We start from the raw sequence: 16,634 nt of genomic DNA, 5'->3' as shown, positions 1-16,634 counted from the left end.
TGTTCTTATCCGGCAGGCAAGCCGGCTTACAGCGACGGTAACGTCTCGCCAGTGGTTTCATGACGCTCAATACCCAGCATATCCAGCAGATTATCGACGGCAGCGGCGTAGTTAACCGTCGCCTCCCAGCCGTCGTATAATGCGCCGATGCGTGAGGTTTCGGCCTGCAACACGTCTTGTTCCACGCTGAGCAGGTCGTTCAGGCTGCGCTTACTGAGCTTGTACTCATCCTGATAGACGTTGCGGGTGTAGGTCGCGCTGGTGATTTGCTGCTGACTGGCTTTTTCACGCTGCTGCGCACCGATGAGATCGGCATAGGCCGTGGAGGCTTTCTGGTTCATATCCAGCTTTGCCGCTTCGACTTCGGCTTGCGCTGCTTCGCGCGTGCCTGACGCGGCATCAACGCGAGCACTGACGGCGCCGCCCTGATAAAGCGGGGCTTCTACCACCAGCTGTAGCTGATCGTCCCAGTAATTACGCCTGTCGGTTTCATAGCGGGTGCGGCCCGCCTGCACGGCAATGGTCGGCCAGTGTTGCGCTTCTGCCTGACGAATCCGGTGGCGCGATGCCTCTTGTTTGGACTGCGCGCTCAGCACTGCATTACTTTGCTGGTACGGGAGTGCCTTGAGCGTAATCTTTTGTTGCAGCAGCGCGCGTGGTAGATCGGGCAGGGCGGTGGGGATAACGCCGGTCAACACGCTGAGCTGCGCCAGCGAGGAGCGCTCCAGCGCACGGTACTGTTCCAGCGTCGCTCTCATACCCGCGATGCGAGTTTCCGCTTGCAGGATGTCGGATTGCGTACTGAGACCGGCCTCGGCGCGGAGCGTCGCGGTATCTTTTACCACATTGAGTGACGTGATATTGCGCTCGGCCGCCTGACTCAGTTCCTGATAGCGTTTGACTTTCAGGTAGGTGAGTAAGGTTTGCTGACCGACCGTGGTCATGGTGCCGTAGAGCTGATAGCGATAAGCATCTGACAGGCTGTGTTGTTCATCAATGCTGCCGCCCGTCTTCCCGAAATCGTACAGGAGCTGTTTCAGCGTAAGACCCGCCGTAGAATTGTTGCTCATCGTGCCGCCGGTATCACTTTGATCTGACCGGCCAACGTTGCCGCTTAGGCCGATTTGCGGGAACCAGGCGCTTTGTGCCACGCGCAGGTCGGCTTCGCCAACGCGAATTTGTGCCGAGGCCTGTGCGATTTGCGGGTTGCGTGCGAACGCGCGGAGAATGGCCTGCTTGAGATCCAGGCTATCGACCTGCTGCTCTGTTGGTGCGGCGGACCAGTCAAACGCGACGGTCTGCGCGAACGTTGGCGAACTAGAGAAGAGAGGAAGGCCACCTAAGGCCAGCCCGAGCGCCAGCACACCGCGCGGCGTGTGATGGCGTAATGTGCGCGTCAAAAAAGCGCGATTGCGTGGAAAAAACATGCCCCTGATAAAAAATGGTTTGTGCATCAATGACCCCTGTTTTCATCACTCTTTGTTTTAGTTCCTTTACACATATTTGTGCCGCTATCGAGGCAGTTTCGTACCGTCTCTTGGACACGTATCTATGCCGCTGCTGAGGCCATTTCGTGCGCGATAATGGCGCTTTTTTATGCTATCTCGTAGCACGCGCCCGACTCGGGACGGCTCAAACGCCGCTCGCCCCGAGACCCCAGGCTTTTGGCGGAAATTATGCCGCTGGCGCGGTTCCTTCGTAGGTATCAGGTTTAACGGACCGCTTGCGACACGTTCCAGACGTGGCGCAAGCTTTCGCCGCGTCCATGCGGCTCATCCTAAACCTGCTATCTCCTCAGCATAATTTTTTACGCCGGGTAACAGTAAAACCTCATCATAAGAGGACTGTCGTTACACCATATTGACGAGCAGGCCTTGCTGTACCAGTACATCTCCCAGGTTGTTGGCGCTATCCAGCGATGAATGGTGGTAGACGTCGAAACGCTGACCATCAATATCGCGCTGTCCTACCGTGCTCCAGACGCCTTCGCCCGGAATCAGGTTCACCTGATTGCCTTCTCCCCCGACGATCAGTAAATCGTCTTCTGGGCGGTCGGTGACATTCAGAGCGCGGTCGAGATCCAGCGTGATGCTGTTGGTACCGTTTTGGCCTAAATCGAAGACCTCCACGTTGTCGATTTTCAGCCCCAGCGCGGTAAGGTCCAGATTGAGATCGGAGCCATCCAGAACCAGCGTATCAATGCCGTTGCCGCCATCGATCTGGGTAAAATCGAGCGTTGAGAGCGTAATGAGATCGTCGCCTTCACCCCCTTCGACATCCTCGCCCGTTTGCACACTGCCGTCGGCAAGATTGATGACAACACCGCCGATGGCATAAACGCTGTCTTCCACTTCGGTGCTGGCGCTATTGTCGATGGTGTTCGTCTCGCTGAGCGCAGCCGCCGCCATTTTCGAGCTGACATTAAGAGGCTGCACATCCGTGCTTTCCCCGGTGTCGAGCGGTTCACTGGACAGCGAGGCCACCTGCGCGAGGCTACTATCGTCAACGTCCAGCGCCATCATGCTCATTAGCGGTAACCCGAGAGAGATACCGGAGGTTAATCCGGCGGATACGCCGGTGAAGTTACCCGCCTGATCGGTGACGGAGGCTTCAACCGCCGTACCCAGCAGCGCCGTCAAAATTGCGCCAACGTTCAGGACGTTGATCCCCAGCAGTGAACTGGTGAAATGCGCGCTCCACTTGCCATCGGCACCGACGGTACCCTGTAGCGTCTGGCCGAGCAGCGTGACGGTCACTTTGGCACCTTGCTGTACGTAGCGTGATGTTCCGCTGACGGTGATGCCGTTTGCCAGCAGGCCAACGGTGTTGCCAATCAGCGATCCCACTGCATCAATGCCCAACTGCGGCAACTGGTGCGTTTTCACGATCACGTTGCTGCTGGTGTTGTTGGTGTTGCCATAGCGGTCGGTAACTTTGACACCGACGGACAAATTGCCATCGGCGATGTTGAGCAGGTTAGCGCTCGGTACGCTGATGCTCCAGGTGCCGTTGCTGGCGACCGCGGCGTTAAGCACGAGCCCGCCCACGGTTAGCGTGACGCTACCGCCTGCCGCATTGGTTGTGGTTCCGCTGATGATCTGGTTTATGCCCGCTTCGGCCAGATTCAGGTAACCGTCCCCACCAAACAGGGAGCCGAGGCTGACCGTTGGCAGCGTGTGAACGCCCACGCCGATTGACGCTCCTGCGCTGGTACTTTTTCCTGCCGCGTTGGTCAGAGAGGCATTGAGGGAAAGCGTGCCGTCAGTCAGATTGTTGAGATCGAGTGAAGGCAGGCTGACGGACCAGCTACCGTTGCTTTGCACCACGGCAGAGTAGGTCTTGGTACCCAGTGAGATCTGGATCGTGGAACCTATCGCATTGGTACTGGTTCCGCTGATGACCTGACCTGCCGCCGCTTCGACCGCATTGAGCAGGCCGTCACCGCCAAAGAGCGGATTGATGGTCAGCGTCGGCTGGCCGTTAATCGCCACGCTTACAGTACCGGTTTGCGTGCCGACGTTACCTGCTGCATCGACCAGACGAACGCCGACGTTAGTGACGCCATCCGCAAGGGCTTTCAGGTCGAGGCTAGGGACCGGCAGGCTCCAACTGCCGTTTGCACCGACCGTTGTGGTGTAGGTTTTACTGCCCAGCGTGACGTTGATCGCGGTACCCGCTGGCACATTGGCCGTGGTCCCGCCGATGAGCTGCGTACTCAACAGACTAGGAAGATCTAGTACACCGTTGTTGAACAACGGATTGAGCGTGATTGTCGGTGGCAAGATGGCGATGTTGAGGCCGGTGCTGACGCCCGTGCTGTTGCCTGCCGGGTCGGTTACCGTCGCACTGACGGTGAGGTTACCGTTCGTCAGGCCAGACAGTTGCAGTGGCGTAACGCTGGTGCTCCAGGTGCCGTCACTGCCGACGGTGGCGTTCAGCGTCAGGGTGCCGATGCGAATTACGACGGACGATCCCGCGACGGCGTTAGTGGTGGTGCCGCTAATCGTCTGCGTCAGCGCGGCTTCTGCGGCATTGAGGAAGCCATCACCGCCAAACAGTGAGCCAAGGCTAATTGTCGGCAGGGTTTTGGCAATAATATTGATAGCGTTATTGACCGTGCCGATATTGCCGGACGTATTCGTGACCGACACATTCAGCGTGGTGTTGCCATCGAGCAGCGTGCTGAGATCGGACGGTTGCAGCGTCAGACTAAACGCGCCACCCGCCCCGACCGTAGACAGGAAGGTTTTGCCGCCAAGGGTAACTGAAACCTGCGATCCGGCGCTGGCATTGGTCACCACGCCACTGATGGTTTGCGCCACCAGCGCTTCTGCCGCGTTGATGAAGCCATCGCCGCCAAATACCGGGTTCAGCGTAATCACCGGCTGGGCGAAATCAAATTTGATGCCGGCAGTGCCGCTGGCGCTATTGCCGACGCTATCTGTCGCGGTAGCCGTCACGGTGAAATCGCCGTTGCCCAGACCTTGCAGCGTACCCAGTACGCTCGGGGTGACAGCGGCACTCCATTTACCATCCGTGCCGACAGTAGCGGTAGCGACTTGTGAACCCGCAATGCTAAGCGTAATGGTTCCGCCTGCCAGACCCGTAGCCGTGCCGCTGAGGGTTTGATTGACCAGCAGATCGGCCAGATTCAGCACGCTATCGCCAAAGACTGGATTCAACGTAATACTCGGCAAGTTCTTGATGACCGTCGGGACGTTGACTATCTGGCTGGCTGTGTTGCCCGCGTGATCGGTGACCGCGACGCCCAGCGACAGCGTTCCGTCCTGTAGAGCCTGCAAGTCGAGGGCAGGGACGGATAAGCTCCATGCCCCGCCTGCACCGACGGTAATCCCGGTGTAAATTTTGGTGCCCAGCGTCACGGCGACCGTTGCACCCGCGGCGATATTCACATTACTGACCACGCCGCTGATAATCTGGCTGGTTACGACGTCCGCCGCATTCAGCGCGCCATCCGTGAAGGCCACGACGGAGTTAATGACCGGCAGCGATTTCAACACGTCAATATCGACCAGTTGATTCTTCACGTTGCCGTGTGAATCGACAATATCCACACTTACTTGCAGCAGTCCGTTGCTCAGCAAACTGAATCGATCGGCCGGAATCGAAATACTCCAGGCACCATTAGCGCCGACGGTGCCTTCCAGTGCTGCACCGAGTCCGTTAATGACGACTTTCGCGCCGAGATAGTTGCCGGTTGCGTTACCGCTGATGACCTGTGTGACCAGTGATTCGGCCAGATTGAGGATGCCGTCGTTACCGAAGATATCATTAATGCCTGCGCCGAGCGTTTGGTTCAGTGCGACGTCCAGCGTGGCATCAAAATGCGCAGTGTTGCCGGCGGTATCCGTCAGCGTGACGCCGATGACCTGTGCCCCGTCTGTCAGGCTTTGCAGATCGGCGGACAGGATTGGAATACTCCAGTTGCCGTCAAGGCCTACAGTGGTGGTGCCCGTCAGCGGTCCTGCGGTTAAGGTTACTGTGGCCCCCACTTCTCCTCTGCCGGTAATCGCTGCGCCAGCCAGTGCTTCAGCCAGCGTCAGGATATTGTTATCGAACAGCGTGACGCTGAGCAGCGGGATGTCGGTATCAACGGTAACGACCTGCGTATCCGTTGTGGTATTGCCCGCTTTATCGGTGAGGGTCGCCGTGATGGTGTGGCTGCCATCCGCGAGCAACGCCAGATCGGCGGCCGGCACATTGACACTCCAGTTTCCTGTCACAGAAACCTGCGCGTTGTAGGTTTTCCCATTCAGGCTAATCGAGACGATTTGCCCGGCATCTGCGACTGAGGCGGTACCGGTAATCGCCTGTTCCGTCGTCATTTCCGTGGCATTGAGCACATTGTTCGTAGCCAGAGCGACAATATTCAAGTCGGGCGCGACGGTGTCCACGGTGACGATCGTGGTCAGGGTCGCGTCATTTGATGTCGCCGTTACGCTGATCGGCCCCTGACCGGCAAAGGTAGGCAGGGCTGCAATAGTGGTACTCCAGTTACCGTTGATATCGGTGATGGGATCAGGCTGAAGTGCTACCCCGTTGACCGAAACGAGTATGTTAGTCATCGCGGAAGCTGGCCCGATCGATCGACCGGAAATCGTGATACTGCCGCCGATCTCGACGGCGTTGATGATGTTGTCGGTCGAGATCGGGTTAATGGTCATCACCGTTGGAGGCGGTGTCAGGTTGACGTTAAAGTTAACGCTGGATGGGTCAGTTGGGTTCCCCGCTTTATCCTGGGCACTGACGGAAAGCGTGTGCGACGTATTGGGTAAAACCTGCAATGCAGAAGGCGGAATATTAACGCTCCACGTACCACCAGTAAGCACTTTCGTGGTGTAGTCGACGCCATTCAGCCTGACGGTGACGTTTTGCCCAACCTCCAGCCCGGTTGATGTCCCACTGACTGCCTGCGTGGCGCGGCTTTCGGTATAATTAAGACCGTCCAGACCCGCAAAAGTGGTAATGGTGACGGTGGGGGCCGCTTGCACGGCAAGGATTGCCTGAGAATTCAACGTAGCGCTGTTGCCCAGGCTATCCGTTGCCGTAATGCTGATAGTGTGGGTGCCGTCAGCAAGCTGGGAAAGCTGGGTTGGGGTAAGCGTTGCGGTCCATATACCTCCGCTAAGCTGTACGACAAGCGGCTGCCCGCCAAGTGTGACATTTACGCTTACCGCATCACCGGCGTTACCGCTTAATGTTCTGCCCGCCAGTGTGCCAGCTTCGACAATATTCAGATAACCATCGTCAAACGGCGTATTCAGCGTAATGGCCGGTGGGGTGAGATCGCTGGTAAAGGAAATCGGTGCGGAGCCCACGTTGCCAGCTGCATCGACGGCCGTCACCGTGATGGTATGTGAACCGTCGGCCAGTGAGTTCAACGCATTCGGCGGCAGCGTCACCGACCAGTTGCCAGCGCTGTCTACCGTCGCGGTGTAGCGGATGCCGTTGAGGTCGATCTCCAGTTTAACGCTTTGCCCGTTGCCGCCAATCTGCGTGCGGCCAGAGAAAGTGAGTGCAGAGGCAGCTTCGGCGCTGCTCAGAATATTATCGAGACCAAACGGGACCACGTCGATAAGCGGGGCTGGCAGCGTTTGCGCCGAACTCACATCGAGCGAGGCGCTGGTGCTGGTATTGCCGACCCAGTCGGTGACCTTGACGCTAATGCTGTAGTTGCCTTCGGTGAAGATGGCCAAATCGGCAGGGCTCAGATCTCTGGACCAGCCGCCCAACCCGTCAGCGACGGCGGTAAAGGTGGTTTCTGCCAGCGTGGTTTTATTGGTCACCGTTACGATGACTTCCTGACCCGTGCTGGTAATACCGGTTTTACCGGTTAATGTCTGGATGGCCTGAATTTCAGTGGCGTTCAGGATGCCGTCGCCAAACGGCAGATCCAATGTGGCTGCAGGCAGGGTGGTGGTCAGCACGCTTGCTGTGGCTGTTGTGGTGCTGGTGTTGCCCGCAGAATCGGTCACGATGACGGTGAAATTCACCGTGCCATCCGGCAGGTCGATCAGTGCCTGGCGACCCAACGATAATGACCAACTGCCGTCGGCATTCACCGTCGCGGGGAGGCTTGTGCCGTTAATGCTGACCGACACGGTTTGCCCCACGTTGCTGGTGAGTCCTGTTTGCCCGGAGAGCGTCACGCCCGGCTGCGCATCGGCCAGACTCAGTTTACCATCGCCGAAGGGGGTATCCAGCGACGCAACGGGAACGCCCACAATGACGCTGGTGAAGGTTCCGCTGCCTGAACCGGTATTGCCTGCATGGTCCGTGGCGGTCACGTTGATGGTGTGTGTCCCATCACCCAGTGCAGCGAGATCGGCTGCGGGCAGCGTCACACTCCACTGGCCGTTTGCCGCTACGGTCGCGTTGTAGGTGGAGGTGATCGTACCGTTGGTTACCGAAACCGACACGCTCTGGCCTGGATCGATGAACCCCGTCGTGCCCGTCAGGAGTTGATCGACCGTGCTTTCTGTCTGATTGAGCACGCCATCAACAAACGGGGTGGCGATACTGACGGCGAAATTGGTGTTGATGACGACATCCAATGCGCCGCTCGCACTGCCGGTATTGCCTGCACTGTCTGTGACCGTCGCACTGACCTGCATGTTGCCATCTGCCAGAATGCTTAGCGCATTGGCCGGAATCGTGGCGCTCCACAAGCCGCCCGCGAGCGTCACGCCCGTCGTGGTGTAAGTCCCTATCGTGACCTGAATGGTTGTCCCGACAGGCAGATTGGTGTAACTGCCGCCAATCGTCGTTGCCGTCGCCAGCTCCGCGACAGTCAGGACGTTGTTGTCATAGAGCGTATCCAGCGTCAGCGTCGGGAGCGATTGCGTTTTTAATGTGATATTAATGCTGGTGGCGCTGGCATTTCCGGCGCCGTCGGTCACGCTGGCCTCAAGGGTTTTCACGCCGTCGCCCAGCGCCAGCAGGTCGTTCGCTGCAATGGCGATTTGCCAGACGCCGTTGTTATCGGCGACAACGCTATATACTGCTGTACCGACCTTGACCGTAACCAGAAGGTTTGCTTCGGCCTTGCCGCTTAACGGAAGCCCAGCCAGCGCATCAGCCAAACCGATGTCGCTGGTGTCAACCAGCATATCGATAGACAGCAGCGGTGGGACAGTATCGACTGTAAACGGGTGGGTTGCCGTAGCTGGGTTCTGTGCGATGTCGTTTACTGCCGCGGTCACATTCTGGCTGCCCTGCGGCAGATTTTGCACATCGCTGGCGGGAACGGTGGTGCTCCAGCTACCGTCAGCGCCAACGGTCGCCAGATACGTTTTGCTATTCAACGTCACCGTGACGCGCTGTCCCACCTGAACATTCGTCGTTGAACCAGAAATGAGCAAGTCGGATTGCGTATCCTGCGCGCTGACGACATCGTTGCCGGACAGGGGAGCGATGGTGATGGCTGGCAGGTTAGTCGCATCGGTGATGACGGTAATGCTATGTGTTGCTGAACCGGGGTTGCCGCTCACGTCTGTTACGCTGGCATTCACGGTCTGCTTGCCATCAGGGAGGTTGCCGACATCTGTTGCAGGGACCTGTACGCTCCAACTGCCATCCGCACCCACGGTGGCGAAATAAATTCCACCGTTGAGTGTGATAGTCACTTGCTGGCCCTGTTCCACATTCTGGCTGCTACCGCTGATGGTCAACGGCTGGCCCGATTCGGCCAGATTGAGGTAGTCATCGGTCGACAGCGTGGCGATCGTCAGAGTCGGTGCTTTGGCCGGATCGGTATCCAGCGTAATCGAATGGCTTACCGTGCCGGTGTTGCCGGCAGCATCGGTCAAGCTGGCGGTGATTGCCGTGATGCCGTTCGGCATATTTTGCAGGTCGCCAGCAGGCACGGTGACGCTCCAGGTGCCATCGGCCTGTGCCAGCCCCTGATAGATCTGCCCGTTGATAGTGACATTAACAATGATAGGACGGCCGCTGTCGTTGATGGGCGACGTACCGCTGATCTCCAGTGGCAGAAGGCTTTCCTCAATGTTGATGATATCGTCAATGCCAATCGGATTGATGGTCAGCACCGGTGGGGTCAAGTCAACCAATGCGCCGCCCTGAACGGTGGAGGTATTGCCTGCCGCATCGCTGACGGTCACAGAAATGTCGAGGAGGCCATCTGGCAATCCCGTCAGAGCGGACGGTGGCAGTTGCAGGCTCCAGTTGCCACTACTGTCCACCGTGCCGGAATAGACCGTGGTGCCAATGGTGACGCTGACGGTTTGCCCGGCACCACGCAGGCCCGTTGTGCCGTAGAGTGTTTGTCCGGCCTGAGCGTCGCTGAGATTCAGGTAACCGTTGCTGAATGGCATATGCAGCGATGCCACCGGTGGATTGTGGATGCTGACGCCCAACTGCTGCGTCCCCGACAGGGCATTACCCGCCTGATCGACCGCCGTGACGTTAACCGTGATGACGCCATCTCCCAACACTTGCAGATCGCCAGGTTGAATGGTGGCGCTCCAGGTGCCGTCTGGCTGCACCTGTACGGTGTAGGTTTTCCCGTTGAGGATGACGTTGACATCCGTGCCCGGTGCCACGTTGACGGCACCGCCGTTAATCGTAATGCCGTTTGCCGCTTCCAGCACGTTTAGCTGGTTATCCCCGGTGATTGGCGCAATAGACAGCCCGCTCGCGTTAGTGTTAACCGTGACGGTGCTGCTGGATGTCGCGGTATTGCCAGAGACATCACTCACGCTGACGGTAATCGTCTGGCTGCCGTTAACCAGCAGTGCCATGTCGGCATCTGAAATCGTGGTGCTCCAGCTTCCATTCGACAGAACCTGTGCGGTATACGGTTTGCCATTGAAGCTAATCGTTACCGTCTGGCCTTGCTCAACGTTTTTACTGGTGCCGCTGAGCACCTGGCTGACCCGAGCTTCTGCCCCGTCAATAATGTTGTTGCCGGCGAACGTACCAATGGTGACGACCGGTGCGTTGAGCGGACTGGCATCGACGACAATGGTTTGCGTTGTGGTCGTGGTATTGCCTGCGGCATCGGTCAGGCGTGTCACGACGCTGTAATTGCCATCGGACAGGTTGCTCAGATCGGCTGACGGAATGGTGATGCTCCAGGTGCCGTCACTGCCGATGGTGCCGCTGTAGGTTTTGCCATTCAGCGTGGTGGTGACCGTTTGCCCCGCGCTGGACGGTGAGGCGGTGCCAGTGAGTAACTGACTGCTTTGTACCTCGGTGCTGTTCAGAATGTTGTCAGTAGCAAAGTTGCCCGCCGTTAAGGTAGGCGGTGTACGCGCCACGGTAACGTTACTGGTTAGGGTGCTGCTGTTTCCGGCTGCGTCGCTGACGCTCACCTGCAATGCGGTGGTGCCATTCGGCAGATTTTGCAGGCCATTCGCAGGCAGAGAAATCGTCCAGTTACCTGCCGTATCGACGAGCCCTGTGTACGTCACGCCGCCGAGTGTGGCGGTGACGGTTTGCCCTGGTGAGGCGATACCGGTTGTGCCGCTGAGCGTCTGAGTCACGCCCGCTTCTGCGGCATTGAGGATGCCGTCGCTGAACGGTGTGTTCAGCGTCAGCGCCGGGCTACTGTGAGTGAATACCTCGATGGTACGGCTGCCGCTTAACACATTCCCTGTACTGTCTACCGTGGTGACGGTGAGGGTTGACGTACCATCGGCTAATGCGCTGACGTCCGCCGCAGAAACGGTAATGCTCCAGGTGCCATTCGGCTGAACCACCCCATCGTAGCTTTTCCCGTTCAGCATAATTGTGACGGTGGTGCCCGCCGTCACGTTCTGACTACTGCCGTTGATGGTCAGATCTTGTGCCGCTTCGGCTTGGTTCAGTTTGTCATCGCCCGCGACGGTATCGATGGCGATACCGCTCAGGGAGGTATTCACCGTAATCGTCTGGCTGAGTGTTGCCGGGTTACCGCTGACGTCGTTGACGCCGATCGTGACGGTATGCGTGCCTTGTGCCAGATGAAGGAGATCGACAGACGGTACGCTGACGCGCCATTGGCCGTTGCTGTCAACCGTTGCGGTGTAGGTATTATCGCCGAGCGTCACGGTAACGCGCTGCCCCGCCTCGACATTCAGGCTGCCGCCGCTGATGATTTGTGCGACGTTGATTTCGCCTCCGTCGATGATGTTATTGAGCGCGATGGCGTTGACGGTGAGCAGAGGCAGATTGGCCGGACTGGCATCCAGCGTTAATGCCCCTGTGACGTCGGTGCTGTTGCCTGATGCGCCGGTCAATGTTGCTGTCACTGTGTAATTGCCGTCAGCCAGCGCCTGAAGATCGGCGGCGGGAACGGTAGTGCTCCAACTGCCGTCAGCCTGAATCTGCGCCTGATAATTTTTATTGTTGATCGTGACAATCACCGTGCGCCCAGCTTCTGACTGTAGCGCATTGCCTGAAATCGTCTGATCGTTCAGGCTTTCGGTAGCGTTGATGATGCCGTCGTTGGTCAGTGGTTTCAGCGTCAGAAGAGGGCGAACCGTATCGACGGTAATATCTCTCATGCTCTCTATGCTGTTGCCAGCAATGTCAGTTGCTTCTACATGGATGGTCTGTACGCCGGATGGGAGGGATTGCAGGTCGGCGGCGGGAAGCGCAGCACTCCAGTTCCCCTGATTATCCACGGTTGCCGTATAGGTTTTGCCGTTCAACGTGATGATGACGCTTTGGCCCGCCCCGGTAATCCCGGTTTTCCCAGTCAGGTTCTGCCCGCTGGCCGATTCGACGATATTCAGTATGCCGTCACCGAAAGGCTGGTCAATCGTTGGCTGTGGCAGGTTGTTAATATGGATATCAATATTGCGGCTGGCGGTGACAGGGACATCACCGGGGTTGGCGACGCTGGCGGTAATGGTCGCGGTGCCATCCGGCAAGGCGAGTATATCGCTGCTCTCGATTGTGACGCTCCAGCTCCTGTTTGCGGCAATCGTACCAATATAGGTTTTGCCATTGAGCGTGACGGTGACGCTTTCTCCCAGAGTCACGTTGACCGTCGAACCTGAAATGATCAGCGGCTGTGAGGCTTCCAGACGGTTGATCTGGTTATCAATCGCGACAATGCTGATGGAGATACTGTCATTATCCATATCAACATTGGACCAGTTCTCATGACTGCCCTCGTTTCCAGCCAGATCCGCGACCTGCGCACTGATGGACACGGTGCCCTCAGAGAGCTGCGCCATGTCGGCGGCGGGGATTTCTACGCTCCAGTTGCCACCGCTCTTGATGGCGGCGAAGTAGAACTTGTTGTTGAGCAGAATGGTCGCAACCTGACCGGTTTCCACGTTCGCGCTGGTACCCGTCAGCCACTGGCTGACTTTGAGATCGGCCGCGGTGATGACGTTATTCTCATTGACGAAGGCATTAACGAAGATCGTCGGCTGGAATGCCGGATCTGCGCTGAGTGTAATGGATTTCTCAACGCTGACGGTATTCCCGGCGGCATCGCTCAGCGACGCGGACAGTTTGTAGCTGCCATCGGCCATACTGCGTAGGGCGGCCGTAGGTAAGTTGATACTCCAGTTGCCATCGGTGCCAACAACCCCGGTATAGAACTGTCCATCGAAGGTGATAACGACAGTACGACCCGCTTCGCTGATTGAGGCGGTGCCGTTGACGGTCTGGTTGCTTTGCGATTCGACCAGATTGATGGTGTCATCGCCGGCAATGGTGCCGATAGTCAGGGTAGGGGCGGTAAAGTCGGTCGGGCTGATAAACGTCTGGCTAGCCTGATTGCCTGCGGCATCCTGTGCGGTTACCAACAGGGTATTGTTACCTTCCGGCAACTGCTGGAGATCGGCCGCAGGGACGGTGACTTTCCAGTTACCTGCCGTATCAACCGTTCCCGTATAAGATTTCCCGCCGAGGGACAAGATGACGGTCTGACCCGCACCGCTGATGCCGGTGTGGCCAGTAATCGTCTGGCTGACCAGCGCCTCTGCACCGTTCAGTGAACCGTTGCCAAACGGGGTATCAATCGTCGGTTGCGGCAGGGTGTGAATGTGAACGCCGAGCGTGTGACTGTCCGTTACGGCACCGCTTCCCGCCACATTCACGCTGGCGGTGACGGTGGCATTGCCATCTGACAGAAGCTGGAGGTCGGCACTGGGGATTTGCAGCGTCCAACTGCCGTCCGCGGCAACGGTGGTGGTGTAATTTTTCCCGTTCAGCGTCACGGTCACCGTCTGCCCCGTTGGGACATTGGCGGTATTCCCGCTGATCGCCAGCGGTTGCAGGGATTCTGCCCGGCTTAACAGGTTATCGCTGGCGATAATGTTGATGGCGATGCTGTCGCCAGACTTATCGACGTTGATATTCTGGCTTCCGCTCGCGGCGTTGCCCGCTTTGTTACTCACGTTAACGCTAATGCTGTGCGCACCGTCCGCCAGCAGGGCGATATCTGCGGTTGAAACGTTGATGCTCCAGATGCCGCCGGATTGCACGGTAGCAAGATAGGTTTTCCCATTCAGGCTGATGGTGACAACCTGTCCCGCCTCAACGTTGGTGGTGGTCCCGCTCAACTGCTGGCTGACTTTTGCTTCTGCGCCATCAATGACGTTATCGTCCGCGAAATTATTGATGGTAATGGTTGGCGCGGTGGTCGCACCGCTGTCAATGGTCAGCGGTCGGGTAACCGTTGTGGTGTTGCCTGCGGCATCGGTCAGCGTAATGGTCAGGTTCTGGGTACCGTCTGCGATAGCGACCAGATCGGCCGTTGGCAGCGTAACGCTCCAGTTTCCGTCGCTGCCAACGGTGGTGGTGTAGGGTTTGTCATTCAGCGTCACAGTGACCGTGCGACCGGCTTCGCTGAGCGAGGCTGTCCCGCTGACCACCTGATTGACGGCCAGTTCTGCGCCATTGAGGACGTCATCCTGAGCAATCGCGGAGACGGTGAGCGTCGGCGGCGTCGTATCCACGGTGATATTTTGCGTTACGATGGTTTCGTTGCCTGCGATATCGCGGACGACGATCTCCAGCACGCTGATATTGTCCGAGGGCAGGCTTTGCAGCACGTCTTTAGGGATCGTAACCGTCCAGTTCCCGTTGGCATCCACCGTTCCGGTAACGTAATTCCCGCCAATCGTCAGGCTGACAGTCTGACCCCTGCCGCTAATCCCCGTTTCCCCGCGGATGACCTGATCCTGCGCGGCTTCGGCGCCATTTAATACGCCGTCGGCGAAAGGCGGTGTCAGCGTAATGGAAGGGAGCGTGTTGATATGTACATCCAGCGTGCGGTCGACGGTGACGGTATCACCACTGATTCCCTGTACGCTGGCGGTAAGGGTATTACTGCCGTCTGACAGCAAAAGCAGGTCGGCGCTGGGGATGTCCAAAGACCATTTGCCGTCTGCTCCCGTGGTGGTGGTGTAGGGTTTCCCGTTCAATGTCACTGTGACGGTTTGGCCTGCGGCAACGTTGGCCGTTGTGCCATCAATCGTTAGCGGCTGCCCGGCTTCCACAGCATTCAGGCGATTATCAAATGAGATGATGCTGATGTTGACCGCTTCGGCGTTGGTGTCCACCGTGATGATTTGTGGCGGTAGTGTGGTGGTGTTGCCCGCTTTATCCGTTAATGACGCCACCAGATTGTAGGTGCCGTTAGTCAGCGCCTGAATATCACCAGAAGGAATGAACACGCTCCAGGCGCCGTCGCTCTCTACGGTGGTGGTATAGGTGATGCCGTTGAGTGTCACCGTCACGGTCTGGCCGACATCCGACAGGGAAGCCGTACCGGAGACAAACTGTGAGGATTGCAGTTCGTCGGCGGTGATCAGGTTGTTGCCGGTAAACGGTGACAGGGACAGCTCTGGCGGTGTGGTATCGACAATAATGGTGCGGTTGACCACGGTGGTATTACCGGCGCTATCACTGATCGTAAATGACATCGCGTGCTCGCCTTCACTCAGTGCGCGAAGGTCTGCGGCAGGTACGGTCAGGGTCCAGGTACCGGCGGCGTTAATGGTCGTGGTATATGTTTTTCCATTAAGCGTGATGCTGACGTTTCGGCCGACTTCACCGGTTCCGTTGAGGATCTGGCCGTTTGCCAGCTCTCCGACGGTGAGGTAGTTATCGCCCGTGAATTTATCAACGGTTAAATTCGGCGGCAGGGTATCAATGGTGAGATCGATAGTTTTCTCATGGATGACGCCGTTTGCACCCGGTACGCTCACTTTCAATGCATAAACGCCGTCTTGCAGCCCGGTAAATGCATCGGCTGGCAGCGTAAAGCGCCAACTGCCGTCGGCGGCAATGGTGGTAGTGTAAACCACGCCGTTCAGCGTGATAGTGACGGTTTGCCCTGCATTGACGCCGGTTGTTTTCCCGCTGAGGACATGGGGCTGGCCGATTTCCGTACGGTTTAGCCCGTTATTTCCGGCAAAGGCATCGACGGTTAAGGGTTCTTGCGGTGGCGGTGTGGAGCTGTTGTCATTGCTTGATGACGCAACCGCGACGGCGACCCCAGCGACAGCAGCTCCGCCGACGGCGACCGCACCCAGAATGCTGCCCAGTGTGGTTGCAGATAACGTGCTGGTGGTTGTGCTACCAATCAGTAATGACGTCATATCGCCCAGCGCGGTGTATTCTGGCGTAAGGGCAACGGCTTCCGCCGCGAGTGCGGCGCCTTCTGCCGCGGCTGCGCCGGAGAACTGTGCGTGGATGAGTCGGGTGCCATCGTCAAAAACCAGCTCGCTGTGATAACCGGCGGCATCCAGAGTAAAGAAGCTTTCATAGCGGACGGTGGTACCGTCTTTCATGTGCAAGATAAGATCGTTGCCAACACGCTCATAGCGAGACACCACGTCGGGTGTGCCAAAGATTCTGACGGTGCTGCTTTCAAGCAATTCGATATTCGTTGTTCCCTGAGGAACGGCGTTGATGAACTGACCACTATGACGCGACAGGATATTTGCATTTCCCGCAATAACATTCATATCTGACATGAAATAGCCTCTTGCTTATCTGCAACCATTGTCTTAATACCTCTCACGGCGGATTGGAGCCGCAACGGGAGACGTATGGGGATATGCACCGCCAACACAAAAAGAGGGGGTGCTAAAGCTGACCTGGTTCAGAAACAAAAAGCAGTAGTCGTCAAATATGATTAATAATAT

At 57.6% G+C, this 16,634-nt stretch carries 2 protein-coding genes; both read right to left on the bottom strand.

The window, feature by feature from the left end; genetic code table 11:
• Positions 1 to 26: 26 nt before the first annotated feature.
• On the bottom strand, positions 27 to 1,454 hold the full coding sequence (locus tag MYB54_RS16455) for a TolC family outer membrane protein (RefSeq protein ID WP_205592539.1): 1,428 nt from the start codon (positions 1,452 to 1,454) through the stop codon (positions 27 to 29).
• Between the two features lie 396 nt (positions 1,455 to 1,850).
• Positions 1,851 to 16,463, bottom strand: coding sequence for an Ig-like domain-containing protein (locus MYB54_RS16450; protein ID WP_248721065.1), 14,613 nt, complete (start codon positions 16,461 to 16,463; stop codon positions 1,851 to 1,853).
• Positions 16,464 to 16,634 lie beyond the last annotated feature (171 nt).

Origin of the sequence: Pectobacterium nicotianae (genome assembly GCF_023272715.1) — a bacterium.
Lineage (GTDB): Bacteria > Pseudomonadota > Gammaproteobacteria > Enterobacterales > Enterobacteriaceae > Pectobacterium > Pectobacterium brasiliense.
Note: the sequence above shows the minus strand (reverse complement) of the source record. Positions and strands in the feature narration are given on the sequence as shown.

Coding starts and splice junctions, on each gene's coding strand:
- MYB54_RS16450 (WP_248721065.1), bottom strand. CDS start 16,463: ATGTCAGATATGAATGTTATTGCGGGAAATGCAAATATCCTGTCGCGT.
- MYB54_RS16455 (WP_205592539.1), bottom strand. CDS start 1,454: ATGCACAAACCATTTTTTATCAGGGGCATGTTTTTTCCACGCAATCGC.